Below are 18,099 nucleotides of genomic sequence, written 5' to 3' on the forward strand. Positions count from 1 at the left end.
ATGCCTCGCTTCGCATCCATCGATATCGGGACCAACTCCGTGCTGCTGCTGGTGGCGGACCGCCAGCCGGACGGGCGCTTCCAGGCCGTGGTGGAGCGCGCGGAGATCACCCGCCTGGGCCGGGGCGTGGACACGAGCCGCGTGCTGTCCTCCGAAGGCATGGAGGCCACGCTCTCCGTGCTGGTGGCCTTCGCCAACGAGGCCCGCGAGCTGGGCGCGGAAGCCATCGCCGTGTCCGCCACCAGCGCCGCGCGCGACGCGAAGAACGGCGCGGACTTCATCGCGCAGGCCAAGGCCCGCGCGGACGTGACGGTGGAGATCATCCCCGGGGAGATGGAGGCGCAGTTGTCCTTCGCCGCGGTGGCCCAGGACTTCGCGAACGAGGCCGCGGGGCCGCTGCTGGTGGTGGACATCGGCGGCGGGTCCACGGAGTTCATCTACGGCAGCGACGCCGGCACGGTCGCCTTCCGCCACAGCTTCGACGTGGGCGCCGTGCGGCTCACGGAGCGCTACGTGCGCACCGACCCGCTGTCCCCGGATGAGCGCGGCGGCATCGAGGCGCACCTGCGCGACACCTTCTCCGCCCTGCCCCCTCCGCCCCCGGGCGCGATGCTGGTGGGCGTGGCTGGCACGGTGACGACGCTGTACGCCGTGCGGCACCAGATGGCGACCTACGACGCGGAGGCGGTCCACGGCGGCACGCTGTCCCGGAGCGAACTGGACGCGCTCACGGACCAACTGTGCGCCATGCCCCTGGACGCGCGGCGGACGCTGCCCGGCCTCCAGCCCAAGCGCGCGGACGTCATCCCCGCGGGGGCCCTCATCCTGCGCGAAGCGGTGAAGGCGCTGGGCCTGGATGCGTGCCGCGTGAGCGACCGCGGCCTGCGCTGGGGCCTGCTGGCGTACCGCTTCGGCTCCAGCTCCGGCGCCTCCCGCTCATGAACGCCTCCTCCCCCGCCGCTCCGTCCAGCTCGCACGCCACGCAGTCCGTGCGCGCGGGCTACGCGCTGTTCATCCTCACGCTGATCAACCTGGTCAACTACCTCGACCGGTACATCATCGCCGTCGCGCTGCCGGAGATTCAGAAGGACTTCGGCATCAACGACGCGCAGTCCGGCCTGCTGGGCACCGTCTTCATCATCGTGTTCATGCTGGCGTCGCCCCTGGGCGGCTTCCTGGGGGACCGCATCCCCCGCCGGCTCCTGGTCGCGGGCGGCGTCATCCTGTGGAGCCTGGCCACGGGGGCCAGCGGCCTGGCGTCCAGCTTCACGGCGCTCCTGCTGGCGCGCGCGGTGATTGGCATTGGAGAGGCGGGCTATGGCGCGGTGGCGCCGTCCATCATCTCCGACCTGTATCCGCGCGAGCAGCGCACGCGGATGCTGTCCTACTTCTACATCGCCATCCCGGTGGGCTCCGCCATGGGCTACGGCCTGGGCGGGTGGCTGACGCAGACGTATTCGTGGCACGCGGCGTTCTTCGCGGGCGGCGTGCCGGGGCTCGTGCTGGGCGCCATGGCCTTCTTCATGCCGGAGCCCCAGCGCGGCGCCATGGACGGGCCGGACGCGGCGGTGAAGCTGCCCTTCATGGAGGGCCTCAAGGGGCTGGGCCGCAACATGGCCTTCTGGGCCACGACGGCGGGCTACACGCTGATGACGTTCTCCATTGGCGGCCTGGCGTTCTGGATGCCCACGTACCTGGTGCGTGAGCGGCAACTGTGGCTGGAGCACCCGGGCCGCGTGGGCCTGGTGTTCGGCGCCATCACGGCGGTGGCGGGCCTCACCGGCACCGTGGCCGGCGGCTTGCTGGGCGACAAGATGGACCGCAAGCGCGCGGGCGGCGGGCTGTGGCTGTCCGGCATTGGCCTGATGCTCGCGGCGCCGTGCATGTACCTGGCGGTGAACCTGAAGGACACGACGCTGACGTTCGCGGCCATCGGCGTGGCGCAGTTCCTCATCTTCCTCAACAGCGGCCCCATCAACGCGGCCATCGTCAACTGCGTGCCGCCCGCGTTCCGCGCCTTCGCCATGGGCCTCAACGTGCTGTGCATCCACATGCTGGGCGACGCCATCTCGCCCACGCTCATCGGGCAGATCGCCGACATGTCCAGCCTCCACACCGCCATCGCCATCAACGCGGTGCCGGTGCTGCTGGGCGGCCTGGCGCTGCTCGTGGGCGCGAGGCTGTTCCGGGACGCCGTGCCCCGCGCGCAGCAGGTTTGAGTTGAAACGCCCGGGCCCGGAGCGCATCCGAGCCCGGGGCAACGGCGTGGGCAGGTTCCCTGCCCGCCAGGGAAGGAAGCGAGGCTTTCGTGGCGGTCGTGCATTCGCAGCCGGTGCACGTCTGGGAGGTGCCGTCGACCACCCTGGTCGTCGCATGCGGCCATGCCCAGCAGGCGCCCTCTCCCCATGCCGCCTCGCATCCGCAGGCCGTGCTCGCGCTCTACACGGGCGGGCGGGCCGTCATCGACCAGCGCACCCGGCTGACGGTGTCCGCGGGCGACGTGATGCTCATCCCCGCGGGGGAGAAGCACCGCACGGTGGTGTCCGAGCGGGCGGAGGTCTGGGGGCTCGGGTTCCATCCGTCCGCCTTCACGCACACGGAGGTGGGGCCGCTGCTGGAGCCCTTCGAGCGCGTGCGCCAGGGCGCCTCCGCCGTGGTGCCGATTCCGTCCGGGCGGCAGGAGCACCTGGTGCGGCTGCTGTCGGAGCTTCGCGCGGAGACGCGCGCACCGCACCGCGCGCTGGGGGAGCAGGTGACGCGCAGCCTCTTCTCCCTGGTGCTCGCGGAGGTGGCCCGCTCCAGCACGTGGACGCCCGGGGAGTCGCGTCCGACGCTCGCGGGGGAAGCGCTCTCGTACATCGAACGGCACTGCCTGGAGCCCATCTCGCTGCGCGAGGTGGCCGCCGCCGTGGGCCGCTCGCCCGCGCACGTCACCACCGCGCTGAAGCAGGCCACGGGCCGCAGCGTGGTGGAGTGGATCATCTCCGGACGGATGGCGGAGGCGCGGCGGCGGCTGATGTCCACGGACGAGCGCGTGGACATCATCGCGGAGCGCGTGGGCTACGCGGACCCCACGCACTTCATCCGCCTGTTCCGGCGCACGGAGGGGCTCACGCCCGCCGCGTGGCGCAAGCAGCACCGCGCGCCGTCCGCGCACTGACGGCCCCTCGTCTCAGTGCCCCTTCTGCCGTGACGGTGCGGGCTTCCCCGTCACCTCCGTGTAGCGGCGGTCCGCGTCCTCCAGGATGAGGGCGTGGTTCATCATCGCCGCGGCGATGGTGCCCGCGCTGGCCGCCGCGATGGCCGCCTGCATCGGCGTCGTCATATCGCCCACCGCGACGACGCCGGGCACGGACGTCTCCCCCGTGGGGCCCACCTTCACGTAGCCCAGGTCATCCAGCGCGAGCCCCAGCCGCGTCACCAGTTCGTGCTGCTGCTGCGGCGGCGCGGAGAACATCACGCTCCGGGCGATGCGCGTCCCGTCCTCCAGCTCCACCTCCGCCAGGCGCCCGTCCTTCCCGTGCAGCGCGCGGATCTTCCGCTCCTCCAGGGGGATGCCCAGGGCCTGGAGTCTTTCACGCTGCTCCGCTGGCACCTCGAAGGCGCCGTGGGTGAAGACGATGAGGTCCTTCGACCAGTTCTGGATGATGGGGGCGCCGTCCAGGTACTGCGGGTTCTTCGCCAGCATGGCGAACGGTTGGTCCTGGACCTCCCAGCCGTGACAGTAGGGGCACTGGAAGATGCTGGGCCCCCACAGCTCCTTGTAGCCGGGGATGTCCAGCATGACGTCCACCACGCCCATCGCCAGCAGCAGGCGCCGCGCGTCCACCGACGTGCCGTCTCCCAGCGCCACGCGGAAGCCGCCCTCGTGCTTCTCCACGGAGCCCACGCGCGTGTCGCGCGCCTCCACGTTGGGGTAGGCCTTCAACTGCTCGCGGCTGATGCGCCGGAACTCCGGGGGCGGGATGCCGTCCCGCGAACCGAAGCCGTGCATGTGCGCCGCCGCCGCGTTGCGCGGCGGGCCCGCGTCACAGAGCAGCACCTTCTTGCGCCCGCGCCCCAGATACAGCGCGGCGTTGAGCCCACCCGGGCCGCCTCCCACGATGACCACGTCGTATGCCGCCATTGCCCTGCTCCTGGTGTTGATTCCCTTGGAGGAGGAACCTAACGACCGGACCCGGGCCCACAGGAGGGCGGGCCTTTCGACGGCATCGGCGGATCTTCCGGTCCGCCCACGCCGCCGCTACCGCGCGACGGTGCCGTCGAGCTTCGACCGGTACTCCTCCGCCAGCCGCTCCACCTCGCCCGCCAGCCGCTCCCCTTCCGCGAGCAGCCGGGCCTTCAGCCGCTTCCGGTTGCCCAGCGTGAAGAACAGCTCCAGGTCATGGCGGGTGGCGTCCCAGCGCTCCGCGAACGACAGCGTGAACAGCGCCAGCGGCGGGATGGCCACGAAGGTCCCCAACCCCCACGCCCACCCGCCCCACACCGCCGCGACCGCCGTCAGGCCCCACCACCACACGACGGACACCACCGCCGCGGTGAGGAACTTCACCGTGGCCTGGACGTCCAGCTCCGCGCTTCGCGCCGCCATCCGGGGCAGCGGATAGGGCAGCGCGAACACCGCCAGCCCCAGCGCGAACAGCGGCAGCCCGAACAGCAGGCGCGCCAGCGTCCTCACCGCGAACGGCACCACGTTGCCCGGGCGGTACTCCACGGACAGCTCCTCCGGCCGCGATGCCTGCACCAGCGACATCCGGTGGCCGAACGAGGACAGGTGCTGATGCAGGCGCGCGTAGCGCTCCGGCTCCTGCGTCCGGAACAGCCGCACCCCTCGCGCCCACAGCCGCAGCCGCTCCGCGTCCAGCGCGCCGCCCTGGCGGAAGGCGTAGAGCTGCTCCGCCACCCGCACCACCGGCAGGTCCGCCCACTGCTCCAGGTTCAGCGTCACCGCGCGCAGGCCCTCCGCCACCCGCTCCGTCAGCGCGCGCACCGCGTCCTGCTCCGACGCCGCGTCCTCCGGCAGGAAGGCCGTCACGTCGATGGGGGCGCCCTGGTCGATGAGCACCTCGCTGCGGAAGACGTTCTTCTCCGCGTAGGTGAGCCCCACCGGGACGATGCGCACCGGGGCGCCCTCGCGCGCGGCGTTGAGCGCGATGCGCGCCGCCCCCGTCTTCAGCTCCGCCAGCTCCGGCTCCGAGTGGCTCTTCCCCTCCGGGAAGATGGTGATGGCCCGCCCCTGCACGAGCGCGCCCTTCGCCGCCTCCAGCGTGCCCTCGTTGCGCCCCATCTGCGCCGGGTCGTCCTGCTTGCGGTACACCGGCAGCGCGTCCAGCCCCTTCAACAGCCAGCCGATGACGGGCAGCTTGAACAGCGGCGCCTTGGCCATGAACGTCACCTGGCGCCGCGTGAGGATGAACACCAGCGCCGGGTCGATGAGCCCGTTCGGATGGTTGCCCACGAAGAGCACCGGCCCGGACGGCGCTTCGCCCGGGGCGTTCACCTTCACCCGGTAGAAGAGCCGCAGCGCCAGCGCCACCACCGCCCGCACACACGCGTAGAACACGTCGTGGACTGTATACCGGCCCCCCACCCTGGGCCCGTCCACGCTCCGGACACTGTCACCGCCAGGGGCGGCATGGACCCCCTGCCCCGCCAGCGCTCCGGCTTCGGCCACTACAGAACAGTCCGGCGGGCGGCGATCCACGCGGCGGTGCTCGCGACACACCTGGGAAGTGCGCGGACATGGAAAGTGGACCGCCGCGTCCAGCGTCCGTGAGTCACTCACGGTCCCCACAAGACACGGCAGTCCCCGCCCCCCTCCTGTGCTCGCACGGGAGGGGGGTTGTTCGCTCGCGGGGGCGGCTCAGCGAGGCTGGAGCGTCACCTGCGTGTCCGCGACGGTGCGGCCCTGCGCGTCCGTGAAGCGCGCGCGCACGGGCACCGGGCCCGTCAGCCATCCGCCCTGCACGGGCGTGCTGAAGGGCAGCGTGACGTCCACGCCCGCGGCGACCTCCGGGGCCGGGCCCTCGCTCGGGAAGAAGCGCAGCGGCTCGCCACCGGCGGGCAAACCCTCCAGCGACAGGCGCGCGCGCTCCGGCGCGGTGTAGCTGAACTGCACCGCGTTGCCCTCCGCGCACGTCAGCGCCCCACCGGGCCGGGCCTCCGCCAGCACCGTGCCTTCGGGCGAGACGCAGAAGGCGCGCACGCCCCAGGCCCCTTCGCCCGGGGCGGACGAGCGCGCCTGCCACTCCGGCACGTCCCGCGGTGCCTGGCGCTCCAGGGTTGGCGCTACGACGACCAGCGCCACCGTCGCGGCGGCGGCGCCCAGCGCCAGGGGCATGAAGAGCGGGGATGAGAACCACCTCCTGCGCTCGGACGTCACCACCGCGCGCGCGGGGGCGGGTTGAAGCCTGGCGAACAGCGCCTGCTCCAGGTGCGCGCTCCGGGCCTGGGGCAGCGCCCGCCGCTCCAGCACCGACTCCACGCGCGACAGCCGCGTGTACGTCTCCTGACAGTCCGGACAGGTGGCCAGGTGCGCGCGCAGGCGCTGGAAGCCCTCCGCGTCCAGCCCGTCCCGGCCCTTCTCGAAGAGCGCGGCCATGGCCTGCTTCGCCCGGCGGTCGTCACATCCACTCATCGCGCACCCCGCCGCTTGAAGAAGCTCCAGCCCTGCGTCTCCAGGTCCTCGAGGTACCCCTTCGACTGGAGGAACCCCAGCAACCGGGACTTCAACCCGAACTCGCGCCGCCGCACCTGGATGCGCGTGAGCCCCAGCGCCGTGGCGGCCTCCTCCTGGGGCAGGCCCTCGCCGAAGCGCAGTTCGAACAGCCGGTGTTCTTCACGTGACAGGCCGCCCTTGAACGCCGCGAGCAGCGCCTCCACCTCGCGGTCCTCCAGCAGCTCGTCCAGCCCGCCCTCGTCGGAGGAGGCCTCGGTGAGCCCCTCGAAGGCCTCGTCACGCCCCACCAGCTCGCGCTCGCGCGACTGCTCCAGCAGCACGTTGCGCGCGATGCCCATCAGGAAGTGGGGATAGGGACGCGTGCCGTTGTAGGCCGCGCGCGTGCGCGGCTCGAAGGCGCGGGCGAAGGTCTCCAGCAGCGTGTTCTCCAGCTCCATCGCGTTCCTCAGACGGGTGAAGGCTCCCCGCCATGCGGCCGCCTTGAGCAGTCGGGCGAGCGGCTCCGCGTGCGCGCGATACACCTCCGCCAACACCTCCGGGGTGCCTTCGCGAAAACGGCGCAACGTGTCGTCATCCCACTCCATCCCTCAAGGGCTTACCGCGTCCGTCGCGGTCCCGTCATCCGCATGTTGTCGCGAGCGGCCACCGGTGGATTGTCGGTTGCGCCCCGTGGCATTCTTTCGCACAGCGCATCGCGCAAACCCTTGATGTCCATGCCCTCTCACAGGCCCCTGGTCCTGGGGGTGCTCCTCTTGCTGGCCGGAACCGCCGCGGGCGCCGCGCCGGAGCAGGTGCACTACGCCCTCATCGTGGCCAGCAACACGGGCACGGAGCGGTCCCAGGCGCCCCTGCGCTACGCGGACGATGACGGCGCCCGGTACTACGAGCTGTTCGCGCCCCGCTCGCGGGAGGTGGTGTTGCTGAGCGTGCTGGACGCGGAGACCCAGGCCCTGCACCCGGGGCTCGCCGCGAAGACGCGCCCGCCCACGCACCCCGCGCTGTCCGCCGCGCTCTCCCGCCTGAACGCCCGCATGGCGGAGGACCGGGCGAAGGGCGCCGTGCCGGTGCTGACCTTCGTGTTCGTGGGCCACGGCAAGCGCGGCGCCGCGGGCGAAGGCGCCGTCAGCCTGCTGGACGGGCCGCTGACGCGCACGGAGCTGTACGAGCGCGTGATTTCGCCGAGCAAGGCGTCCTTCCTCCAGCTCATCGTGGACGCGTGTGACTCCTACTTCTTCGTCCACTCGCGCGGCGCGCTGCCGGTGGGCCCCGCTTACGTGGACGCGGTGAAGGGGCTCCTGGGCAACCGCGAGCTGGCGCGCTTCCCGCAGGTGGGCGTGGTGCTGTCCACGGCCTCGGAGCAGGAGAGCCAGGAGTGGAGCGCCATCCGCTCCGGCGTCTTCAGCCACATGGTGCGCTCGGCGCTGTCGGGCGCGGGCGACGTCAACGGGGACGGCAAGGTGGACTACGCGGAGCTGCGGGCCTTCGTGGCCGCCGCGAGCCAGGGCACGAACGACGTGCGGGGCCAGCCCAACGTGTTCATCCAGCCGCCCGCGCTCAACCGCGCGTTCGCGCTGACGGACCTGGGGGACGCCGCGTCGCTGGGCTACCTGATGGTGCCCACGGGCCTGGCGGGCCGGCTGTGGGTGGAGGACGCGCGCGGCATCCGCGTGGTGGAGCTGCACAAGGAGCGCGAGCGTCCGCTGGTGGTGGCCCTGCCCGTGGGGCGCGGCTACTACCTGCGCGGCAGCGGCCGCGAGGCGCCGTTCGCCATCACCCGCGCGTCGGAGGTGGTGGACGCGGGGGGCCTGCCCTGGCACGACGCCAGCGTGGCGGCCCGGGGCGCGGTGCAGGACGCGATGCGCGACAAGCTCTTCTCCGTGCCCTTCGGACCGCGCTTCTACCGGGGCTACATGGCGAGCCTCGGCATCACGCCGTCGCCGGACGAAGCGGACGCCGCGCTGGTGCCATGAGCCTGCCCGCATCCCTGCTGTTGATGCTGCTGCGCATGTCCGCGCCCTGCGACGCGAACACGCGCGTGGTGCTCATGCCCTTCGAGAGGCTGGCCCTGCCGTCCGAGGACGCGCGCGAGCTGGAGGACGCCACGCGGCGCGCGGTGGCCGCGTTGCCGGACGCGTGCCTGGAGTCGCGCGAGGACACGCTGGCGCGGCTGCGCGGCTCGGGCGCGGCGCTGACGGCGTGTGGCGACGCGGAGTGCCGGAGCGCGCAGGCGTCGGCGCTGGGCGTGCGCAGGCTGGTGCGGGGCGTGGCGCTGGGCGTGGGGGGCAAGCGCAGCGTGGCGCTCACGGTGACGGACGCGCGAGGCCCGGAGACGCGAGCGCAGTTCGAGGCCCCCGCCACGACGCCGGGCGAAGCGGACGCGCGCGCGAGGCAGGCGCTCCACCAGGTGTGGTCGCCGCTGGTGACGGCGCAGGCGACGCGGGAGCCCCAGCGCTCGCGCGTGCTGCCCAGGGTGTTGTGGGGCGCGGGCGGCGCGGCGCTCCTCGCGGGCGTGGGCTTTGGACTTGCCGCGCGGAGCACGGAGTCCAAGGTGTCGAGGAACGGCGGCGAGTGCGCCACGGCCGGCCAGTCCTTCGCGGACTGCTTCGAGTCCCGGCTCGAAGCGGGCCGCCGCCAGGCGCGGACCTCCAATGTACTGCTGGGCGTGGGCGCGCTGCTCGGCGTGGGCGGCGCGGTGTCCTTCATCTGGGAGCTGCCATGAGGAACCTGCTCGCCGCGCTGACGGGTGCTGTCGTCCTCACGGTGGGGGCGTGCACGTTCGCGCCGGACCTGTCGCGCTTCGCCGCGTGCGATGCGCCGGGAGGCTGCCCCTCCGGCACGTCGTGCCTCCCGTCGGAGAACCGCTGTCTGCCGGCCTGTGGCGAGGGAGGCCCCTGTGACGACGACCCCGAGCCCGTGGACCCGCCGGACGCGGGCACGGACGTGGACGCGGGCACGGGCACGGACGCGGATGCCGGCGCGACGGACGCGGGCACGGACGTGGATGCCGGCGCGACGGACGCGGGCACGGACGTGGATGCCGGCGCGACGGACGCGGGCCCTTCCGCGCTCGCGCTGGAGTCCCTCCTGCCTGAGGCGGTCGAGTCCATGCCCTATTCAGGCCAGCTCCAGGCCCGGGGCGGCACCCCGCCGTACACGTTCAACGCCACCGGCCCACTCCCCGCGGGCATCCTGCTCGACACCGAAGGCCGCCTCACCGGCGCGCCCAAGCAGGCGGGGGACCAGGTCCTCCCGGTGGAGGTGACCGACCTGAGCACCCCGACGAAGCGCGCCAGCGGCAGCCTCACCCTGCACGTGCGTCCGCTGCTGCGGGTCGCGGGGCCGGAGCCGCTGGCGGACGCCATCAACAAGCGCGACTACACCGAGCGCGTCTCCGCCACCGGCGGCAAGCGGCCGTACACCTTCGCGCTCGCGCAGGGGCAGTCACTGCCGGCGGGGCTGACGCTCGCGGCGGACGGCCTCATCACCGGCACCACGACCCAGGCCGGGAAGACGACGTTCACGGTGGTCGTGACGGACAGCGACACGCCGCCCCAGTCCGCCACCGGCTCGCTCTCCATCACCCTCACGAGCGCTCCCGGCACCGTCACGCTGATGTCGAAGGCCGTGCCCAAGGGCCGCGTGGGCTCTGACTACATCTACGACGTGCGCGCCAGCGGCACGGGCAACTGGAGCGTGAAGAGCGGAGCGCTGCCGCCGGGCATCCTCCTGGACACGAAGGACGGCATCCTCTACGGCAAGCCCACGAGCCCGGGCGACTTCACCTTCCTGCTCGGCGTCGCGGACCTGCTCTTCTCCGACGAGCGCTTCTACACCCTGCACGTCGACTGACGCGCGGGCCTCACGGGTAGCGGTCCACCACCTGGATGACGCCCGTGTTGTCCTGCACCACGGAGAAGCCCTTCATGGGGCTGGGGTACGCGATGAGCCCCTCGCCGTCCCGGTCCCAGCGCGTGTCCAGCAGCACGCCGCAGAAGGGCACGGACGTGGCGCCGCTCTCCGGGGTGAAGATGCGGTCGTACCGGCCGAACACGCGGTGCTTCGTCACGTACAGCCGCCCGCCGATGCGCGCCCCCGGCAGCTTCGCCTCCCCTTCCGCCTGCGGCAGCGCGATGACGAAGCTGTAGTTGTACCGGGCCGGCCCCGGGTGGTCCTGGATGCTGTCCACGATGACGGGGATGCGGTCGCCCACCTTCAGCCCCAGCCGCTCCATCTGGAGCTGCGCGCCGCGAGGACAACTGCCCTCCGGCGGCATCCACGCGGGCCGCGGCGCCTTCTGGGCCGCGTCCGGCCCGTGCTGACACGCGAGCGCGAACAGGCCCCACAGGGCCAGGCCTCCCATCACTCCACGCCGCGCACGGTGGGTCCGCATGGACGAAGGCCTCCGGTCAGAACGTCCCGATGCTGAAGTGGAACTGCGTGGGCGCTTCATTGAGCGCTTCGTCCCGGTCCAGGTTGAAGCCCACGTCGAAGGCCAGCGGGCCCACGGGCGTCACGTAGCGCAGGCCCACGCCCGCCGCGTAGCGCAGCACGCCCGGGTCGAACAGCGTGCGGTCCTGCCACAGGTTGCCCGCCTCGAAGAAGAGCCCCAGGTCCACCGCGGCGATGGCCGGCACGCGCAGCTCCGCCTTGGCCAGGGTGAAGAGCTCGCCACCCTGGCTCGCGGGCACCTGCCCCGCGAGCACCGCCTTCAAGTCATCCGGGCAGCCCGCGGGGGAGATGACGGCGCGGCACGCGGCCAGCCGCTGGTGCAGCACCTCGCGCACGTCCTGCGGCAGCACGCCGTCCTCGCGGAAGCCGCGGAGGCTGGAGGAGCCGCCCAGGTAGAACAGCTTGGACCCGATGTTCTGCGCCCCCTGCGTCAGCGGCACGATGGTGCCCGCGCGCGCGCTCACCGCCACGCTCGCGCGGCGGCCCAGCGGCGCGTACGCGCTCACGCTGCCGGACAGCTTCACGCCGTCGATGGGGAACTCCGGCACCCGGTTGCCCGCGACGTCCGTGGGGTGGACGCTGAGGCCGCGCATGAACTCCACGCTGCTGCTGAGCACCATGCCGCGCCGGGGGTTGGCCGGATCATCGCGGAAGTCCAACGTCATGGACGGGCGCAGCGAGTGCAGCGCGAAGTCGCCGTACGGGTAGCGCAGGCGCTCCTGGTCCGCGCGGTTGATGAGCTCCAGCACGCCCCCGCGCGAGCGCAGCCGGTTGTTCTCCAGTTCGTACTGGAGCGACACGTTCACCCACGACGCCAGCGCCCAGTCCACGCCCATCACCGCCGCGAACCGCGTGGACAGGTACGACGGCCGGTGCACGCGCTCGCCAATCAGGTCCAACCGCGCGCCAATCTCCTGCGGCGCCAGGAAGGACAGCCGGGGCTGGGACAGCGCCAGGTTGCCGCGCCCGCCCAGGCCGCTGAAGCCGTCCAGGTCGGACTCACACGCCTCGCCGGACAGCTCCCCCGTGGAGCACCCGGCCGGCAGCCGCGAGGACGACAGCGCCTCCGCGCTCGCGCCCGCGTAGTTCACCTTGCCGCGCGCCAGCAGGTTCAGCCCCCGGCCGTCCAGGTTGCGCCACGCCGTGTCCAGCGTGATGCGCGGACCGTCCACCAGGAAGTAGCCGCCGGACACCTCGCCGTCGATGCGCGGGCGCTCCTGCACCGTCACCAGCACGTCCTTGGAGGCCTCGCGGCGGTTGGGGTCCGCCAGCGACACCTCCGCCTGGCGGAACAGCCCCAGCCGCGACAGCCGGCGCTGCGCCTCCGCCAGGGCCTCCACGGACAGCGGCTGTCCGGGCTTCAAATCCAACTGCGCCAGCACCACGTCGGGGTCCGAGCGCGTCAGCCCCTGGAGCAGCACCTGCCCCACGCGCACGCGCGGCCCCGGGTCCGTGCGGAAGGTCACCTGCGCGGAGGTGCCGTTCTCCTCCACCGACACGGAGTTGCTCACGTGCGCGAAGAGGTAGCCCTCGCGGCCCAGCCCCCGCTCCAGCGCGACCTGCGCCTGCTCCACCTTCTCGAAGCTCAGCGACGTGCCCACGGGCAGCAGCAGGTTCACCCAGACCGGGTCCACCTCCAGCGGGATGCCCAGGAAGATGGGCGCGCGGATCAACGCCTGGGGCCCCTCCTCCACGTCGAAGTCCGCCTCCGCCGTGTGACGGGCCACGTCCAGGGTGAGCCCCCGGAAGGTCACCTGCGCGGACGCGAAGCCCTGCTCGCGGTAGGCCATCGTCATCGCGTCCGCGGCCTCCAGCCACGCGTCCTCCACGTAGACCGTGGACGGGTCGGGCGGGGACATCCCGCGCGGGTCCTGGCGCCGCTCGCGCCCCTCCGTCTCCAGCGGGTCCTCGCGCATGGGCAGGTCCAGCTCCGGCCACGTCTCCAGCGCCGCCACCTGGTTGGTGAGCATGGAGCGCAGCACGGCGGAGGACAGCGCCGCGTTGCCGCGGAAGCGCACGTCCGTCACGCGCAGCGGGGCGCCCTCTTCCACCTGGAAGCCCAGCACCGCCGCCTCCCCGTCCGGCCGGAGGACCTCCAGCGCCCGCACGCGCGCGTCGTGGAAGCCGCGCCGCCGGTAGAACGCCTCCAGCCGCCGCGCGAGCCGCGCCGCCACGGACTCGTCCATCGCCTCCTCGCCGTCGTAGGCCACCACGCGCGCCAGCAGCGAGTCCGGGAAGCGGCGGTTGCCCGCGAAGCGCAGGTGGAACGCGGGGCCCGCGGACACCGGCACCGCCACGGAGGCCTCGCTGTCCTCCACGACGACGGCGGGCGTGCCCACCCAGGCCCGCCAGTGCTGGCCCTCGCGCAGCAGCACGCGCAGCCGCTCCAGGCCGCCGTCCAGCTTCGCCCGGTCGAAGACCTCTCCGGGCTTCATCCCCAGCGCCTCCACCAGGCGCGGCAGCGGCAGCGCGGGGCTGCCGGAGAAGGTCACCTGCCGCACGCGGGTGGGCTTGCCCTCCGACACCACCAGCGTCACCGCCACGCCGCCCGCGGGCACCGGCCGCTCCTCCACCTGGATGTCGACGGCGTCGTAGCCCTTGCGCTGGTAGGCCTCGCGCACGGCGTCCGCCGCGGTGTCCAGCTCCTCCGGGTCCAACGGCCCGCCCTGGAGCAGCCCGCTCGCCTCCAGCAGCTCCCCGGACGTGAGGACCTGGTTGCCCCGCACCGCCACGTGCGACAGCCGCGGCAGGGGCGAGAGCTGGAACACCAGCCGCACACCCCCCGGCACGTCCTGCGTGAGCGCCACCACGTCCGCGAAGCGCCCCGTGGCGAACAACTGCTCCACCGACCTGCGCACCGCCCCCGGCGTCAGCGCCTGTCCCTTGCGCACGGTGACGAGCCCCGAGAGCCCGTCCGGGGCCATGCCCTCCGGAAGGTGCAGCTCCACGGCCACGACTTCCGGCGCGTCATCGTCGTGGCCCGGGGGCGCGGCGAAGGCGGGCCGCGCGCACACGAGGAGCAGCACCGCGGCCAGCGCGGCTACTCGACCTCCCAGCCCAGCTTCAGCTCGAGCCCGAGGTTTCCGAACGACGCCTGGCTGTTCTCGTTGTCCCACTGGGCCTGTGCGGAAAGACGGTCGTCGAAGCGGTACTCAGCGCGTGCCCGGGTGCCTCGCCCACTCACTGGCTGGGTCATCCCGATTTTAAGCTGCTCGGAAAGGAACTTCGACTCCAGTTGTGCGGTGGGCTCCGCCTGCCGGGTGGCGTCGTTGTAGGTGGTGGAGATCTGCAGGGACAAATCCCGGAGAACGGGGTTGCTGGGCAGGAACCGGCGCACCTGCCGGTCCAGTCCCGACACGTTGAAGAGGGCCTCCGCCGCCAGACCGTAGCTCGCCGACGCGGCCGTGTCCTTGTCCGCGCTCGTCACCCCCAGTGTCAGCAGCGACAGGATGTCCCCCTCCGTGAGCACCGGCTCCGAGGACAGCACGACCAGCGGGTTGGCCGGCCGGCCGAACGCGTGCAGCTTCACCACGAACTCGCGCACGGACGTCTGCGCCTGCACCTCGAACACCGGATCGATGCCGGACGCGTCGCGGAACTCCAACTGCCCCTGGTCGATGGTGAAGAGGTTGTTGCGGAAGAACGCCTGGCTGCCCTCCGCCGCCTCCACGCGGCCCAGGAGCCCCGGCTTCACGTCCGTGCCGGTGAGCCGCACGTCGCCCAACAGCCGCGCCTTCGCCAGGTTGTTGTCCACGCGCACGTCGCCGAAGTGCACGTTGACGTCCCAGGTGAAGAAGGGGTCCCTCGCGCGCTCGCCCCCGCCGCCCACGGCGAGGTTCGGCTTCTTCTGCATCGTCTTGAGCAGCGCCTCGATGTCGAGCGGCTTCTGGTAGCGCAGCTTGATGATGTCCAGCCCGCCCGTGACGGTGGGCCCCGTGGGCGGCCCCACCACCTGCAGCAGGCCGGACACGGTGAGCGGCAGGTCCTCCGTCATCCGGTACGGCACGGCGTCCAGTTGCAGCGTCAGCGCCAGCCGCTTGGGCACGAAGCGCTCCAGCCGGATGTCGCCGCGCGCGGACACCTGGCCTTCGTTGACCTGGGCCTGCAGGTGCTCCAGCAGCACGCGCTGGCCCGTCATCTCCAGGCGGCCGGACATGCCGCGCACGGTGAGCGGCAGGTCGCGCATGGACAGCCGCACGTCGGACAGCTCCGCGGTGCCCACCACCGACGGCGCGTCCAGGGGCCCCGTGGCCTCCGCGTCCACGCGGAGCTGGCCGCCCACGCGCTCCATGCCGGGCAACAGCGGCTCCAGCAGCCGCACGTCCATGCGCCCCTCGCGCAGGCTCATGTTCATGGCGCGCCGGCTCATCCAGCCGCCCAGCGTGACGTCCACCGACGCGCCGCTGAAGCGGAAGGGCTGCACGTCCAGCCGGCCGTTGAGGTACGTCAGCACGATGGGCCCCTGGTTGCGGCCGCGCAGGTCGCCCCGCGCGAGCGACAGCTCCCGCACCGTGGCCCCCACCGAGTAGCCCTCCGGCTGCAACAGCGGGCCCTGCACCGTCACGCGCCCCGCGAGCATGCCGGTGACGCCCGCCAGCGCCGGCGTCTGCGGCAGCAGCGGTCTGATTTCAGGCAGCAGCAGGTCGACGGTGGAGTCGAAGAGGTAGGGCTCCTTCACCGTCATGTTCAGGTAGCCCTGCGCGTCGCGGAAGGGGCGCCCGGTGATGCGCAGTTGCTTGCCCTCCTGGTGCAGCGCGAGGTCCATGGCGCCCAGGTCGCGCGACGCGAAGGTGATGCGCGGGCCCTTGAGCGTGGCCTGGATGTCGGGCTTGTCCGCCGAGCCCGCCACGGTGCCCGCGAGCGCGAGCGTGCCCTGGATGCCCATCTCCTCCGCGGTCTCCTGCCCCACGGCCTCCGCGAGCGACAGGTTCTCACCGCCGAAGCGGTAGTCCAGCGCGCCCCCGGTGAAGCCGAAGGAGCCCTCCACCCAGGTGCGCCCCAGCCTGCCGTCCAGCACGGTGCGCTCCAGCACCATCTCCTTGCCGTCCACGAAGCGCAGCCGCGCGGAGCCCGCGCCCAGCCGGCGGCCCAGGTACGTGGTGTCGCGCAGGTCGAAGGCCACCAGCCCCTCCAGCTTCTCCAGGGGACTGTCGATTTCGACGCGGCCCGAGGCCGCGCCCGCGAACTGGCCCTGCACCACGGCGATGGACGGACTCAGGCCCGCCACCAGGTCCACCAGGTCCTCGGTGCGCCCCTGCGGCACGGTCACGTCCAGGTGCAGGTGCAACAGGCGCGCGAAGGTGAGCTTCGCGTTGCCGAAGTACTGCGTGCGCCCCTTCTGGCCGGTGAGCGACGGGAAGGACAAGAGGCCATTCGAGTACGACAGCTTCGCCTGCGTCACGCCCAGGCCAAAGCCCCAGAAGGTGAAGTCGCGCAGGGACAGGCTCGCGTCCACCTTCACGTCCGAGTACGGCCCCACGATGGAGTAGTTCGCCGAGCCCCGCCCGGACCACGGCAGCTCCGCGATGTGGCCGAAGTCCGACAGCTCCAGCTCGCCGTTGCCCTGGATGTCCAGGCCGCGCACGGTGTCGAAGTAGAGCGTCACGTCGCCGTGCACGCGCGAGCGCCCGGACTCCACCGTGAGGCGGCTGAAGGACACGCGGTCCCCCGTCAGCTTCACGGCCGTCTGCGCGCGGCCCCGCTCGAAGGTGAGCAGCGTCTTGCCGGCGCTGACCGGCGCGTCGAACGCGCGCGTGGCCAGCACGAAGCGGCCGCTGCGCAGGTCCAGCGGCCCGGACAGGGACGGCCGGGGCAGCAGCGTCCCGGTGAGGTGCGCGTTCGCCGTCGCGGGGAAATCCACCCACGAGCCCGCCACGCCCGCGCGCTCCAGGATTCGCCCGAAGGACGCGTCCTCCGTCTGGAGCGTCACGTCCACGGGCAATTCCGGCGTGAGCTTCAACGCGCCCGACAGCTTCACCTTGCCGCTTCCCAGCGGGGCCTCCAGCGACTCCACGCGCACGCTGTCCCCCGCGTACGACAGGCGCGCGTTGAGGCTCACCGGGCCGTACTGCTCATAGGCCAGGTTGCTCGCGGACAGGTCCGCGCCCACCGCGAGCGAGGACGGCTTCCCCGTGACGGACAGGCGCGTCCACAGGTGCCCGGTGGCCGGACGCGGCAGCAGCTTCGCCTGCGACAGCGTGCGCAGCGGCAGGAACACCTGCGCGTCCAGCGCGAGCACCGGGTGGCACAGCGTCTCCACGCGGCCGGACACCGTGGCGGTGACGTCGTCGAGCGTCACCTCCGCGCGCTCCACGTCCAGCAGTCCCTCGTCGGGGTCCAGCGCGCCGGTGAAGCCCAGCTTCCCCAGCGTCAGCTCGCCGCCGCCCGCGCCCAGGCGCACCAGGCCCCGCCGCGCGCCCACCTCCAGCTCCATCGCGCCCCAGTGCTCCACCCACCCCACGTCCAGGTTCTCCACCTCCACGCCCCGCCCGTCCGGCAGCGCGAGCCGCACCTCCGCGCCGGTGATGTCCACGCGCCCCACGCCCACGCGGGTCAGCGGCGTGAGCGGGCACGTTCCGTCGGAGGAAGGCGGGGCCGTGGAGGGCCGGGACAGGTCCAACGCCACGCGCGGATGGCGCACGCGCACGTGGCCCAGCATGAAGCGGCGGGACAGGGGCGACAGGAAGCCCAGCGCCACCTCCGCCTCGTCCGCGGCGAACAGCGGCGTGTCACTGCCCGGCGCGAACACCGACACGCCGTGCAGCACCACGCGCGAGCCCAGCGGATCCAGCTCGCACCGGCCGATGCCCACGTCCACGCCCAGCAGGTCCGGCAGGTGCCTGCGCGCCACTGTGCAGGCGGCGTCCCAGGTGAACGGCTGACGCAACAGCAGGATGCTCCCCGACACCACGAGGAGCACCAACAAGAGCGCCTTGCGCGCTGCACTGTTGCGGCTGGGGAGGGACAAGCCG

The 18,099-nt window shown here is 72.7% G+C and carries 13 protein-coding genes; 6 read left to right on the top strand and 7 right to left on the bottom strand.

Annotation, left to right across the window (positions count from 1 at the left end; all coding sequences use genetic code 11):
• From K8556_RS10940 to K8556_RS10950, 3 genes are all read left to right on the top strand, one after another.
• On the top strand, positions 1-942 hold the full coding sequence (locus K8556_RS10940; protein ID WP_223739979.1) for a Ppx/GppA phosphatase family protein: 942 nt from the start codon (positions 1-3) through the stop codon (positions 940-942).
• Complete coding sequence (locus K8556_RS10945; RefSeq protein ID WP_223739980.1) at positions 939-2,219, top strand: MFS transporter; 1,281 nt, start codon at positions 939-941, stop codon at positions 2,217-2,219. Before K8556_RS10940 ends, K8556_RS10945 begins: the two co-directional genes overlap by 4 nt.
• A gap of 89 nt (positions 2,220-2,308) precedes the next feature.
• Positions 2,309-3,160, top strand: coding sequence for an AraC family transcriptional regulator (locus K8556_RS10950; protein WP_223739981.1), 852 nt, complete (start codon positions 2,309-2,311; stop codon positions 3,158-3,160).
• A 12-nt stretch (positions 3,161-3,172) separates the two neighbouring features.
• Here K8556_RS10950 and K8556_RS10955 read toward each other — a convergent pair whose 3' ends face one another.
• The 4 genes from K8556_RS10955 to K8556_RS10970 form a co-directional block, all read right to left on the bottom strand.
• Positions 3,173-4,126, bottom strand: a complete 954-nt coding sequence (locus K8556_RS10955) for an NAD(P)/FAD-dependent oxidoreductase (protein ID WP_223739982.1) — start codon at positions 4,124-4,126, stop codon at positions 3,173-3,175.
• Positions 4,127-4,243: 117 nt separating this feature from the next.
• Positions 4,244-5,563, bottom strand: coding sequence for a lysophospholipid acyltransferase family protein (locus tag K8556_RS10960; RefSeq protein ID WP_223739983.1), 1,320 nt, complete (start codon positions 5,561-5,563; stop codon positions 4,244-4,246).
• Between the two features lie 300 nt (positions 5,564-5,863).
• Complete coding sequence (locus K8556_RS10965) at positions 5,864-6,637, bottom strand: anti-sigma factor (protein WP_223739984.1); 774 nt, start codon at positions 6,635-6,637, stop codon at positions 5,864-5,866.
• Positions 6,634-7,242 (bottom strand): RNA polymerase sigma factor, encoded by a 609-nt coding sequence (locus K8556_RS10970; protein WP_223739985.1) that lies wholly within the window; start codon positions 7,240-7,242, stop codon positions 6,634-6,636. Before K8556_RS10970 ends, K8556_RS10965 begins: the two co-directional genes overlap by 4 nt.
• A gap of 150 nt (positions 7,243-7,392) precedes the next feature.
• On the opposite strand from K8556_RS10970, the gene K8556_RS10975 reads away from it, so the two are divergent.
• From K8556_RS10975 to K8556_RS10985, 3 genes are read left to right on the top strand one after another with little or no spacing between them, the layout of a single operon-like run.
• Positions 7,393-8,649 carry a hypothetical protein gene (locus tag K8556_RS10975; RefSeq protein ID WP_223739986.1) on the top strand — a complete coding sequence of 419 codons (1,257 nt, stop codon included), beginning with the start codon at positions 7,393-7,395 and terminating at the stop codon, positions 8,647-8,649.
• A complete protein-coding gene (locus tag K8556_RS10980; RefSeq protein WP_223739987.1) occupies positions 8,646-9,398 on the top strand; it encodes a hypothetical protein in 753 nt (250 codons plus the stop codon). The genes K8556_RS10975 and K8556_RS10980 overlap by 4 nt, the downstream gene beginning before the upstream one ends.
• Positions 9,395-10,528, top strand: a complete 1,134-nt coding sequence (locus K8556_RS10985) for a putative Ig domain-containing protein (RefSeq protein WP_223739988.1) — start codon at positions 9,395-9,397, stop codon at positions 10,526-10,528. The genes K8556_RS10980 and K8556_RS10985 overlap by 4 nt, the downstream gene beginning before the upstream one ends.
• Before the next feature lie 10 nt (positions 10,529-10,538).
• Here the strand turns inward: K8556_RS10985 and K8556_RS10990 are convergent, their stop codons facing one another.
• Genes K8556_RS10990 through K8556_RS11000 form a run of 3 tightly spaced genes read right to left on the bottom strand, consistent with a single transcriptional unit; the run spans position 10,539 to position 18,095 of the window.
• Positions 10,539-11,069, bottom strand: coding sequence for a hypothetical protein (locus K8556_RS10990; RefSeq protein ID WP_223739989.1), 531 nt, complete (start codon positions 11,067-11,069; stop codon positions 10,539-10,541).
• 16 nt (positions 11,070-11,085) lie between these two features.
• On the bottom strand, positions 11,086-14,154 hold the full coding sequence (locus K8556_RS10995; protein WP_223739990.1) for a POTRA domain-containing protein: 3,069 nt from the start codon (positions 14,152-14,154) through the stop codon (positions 11,086-11,088).
• Positions 14,155-14,168: 14 nt separating this feature from the next.
• Positions 14,169-18,095, bottom strand: a complete 3,927-nt coding sequence (locus K8556_RS11000; RefSeq protein WP_223739991.1) for a translocation/assembly module TamB domain-containing protein — start codon at positions 18,093-18,095, stop codon at positions 14,169-14,171.
• Positions 18,096-18,099 lie beyond the last annotated feature (4 nt).

Origin of the sequence: Corallococcus sp. AS-1-12 (genome assembly GCF_020036995.1) — a bacterium.
GTDB lineage: Bacteria > Myxococcota > Myxococcia > Myxococcales > Myxococcaceae > Corallococcus.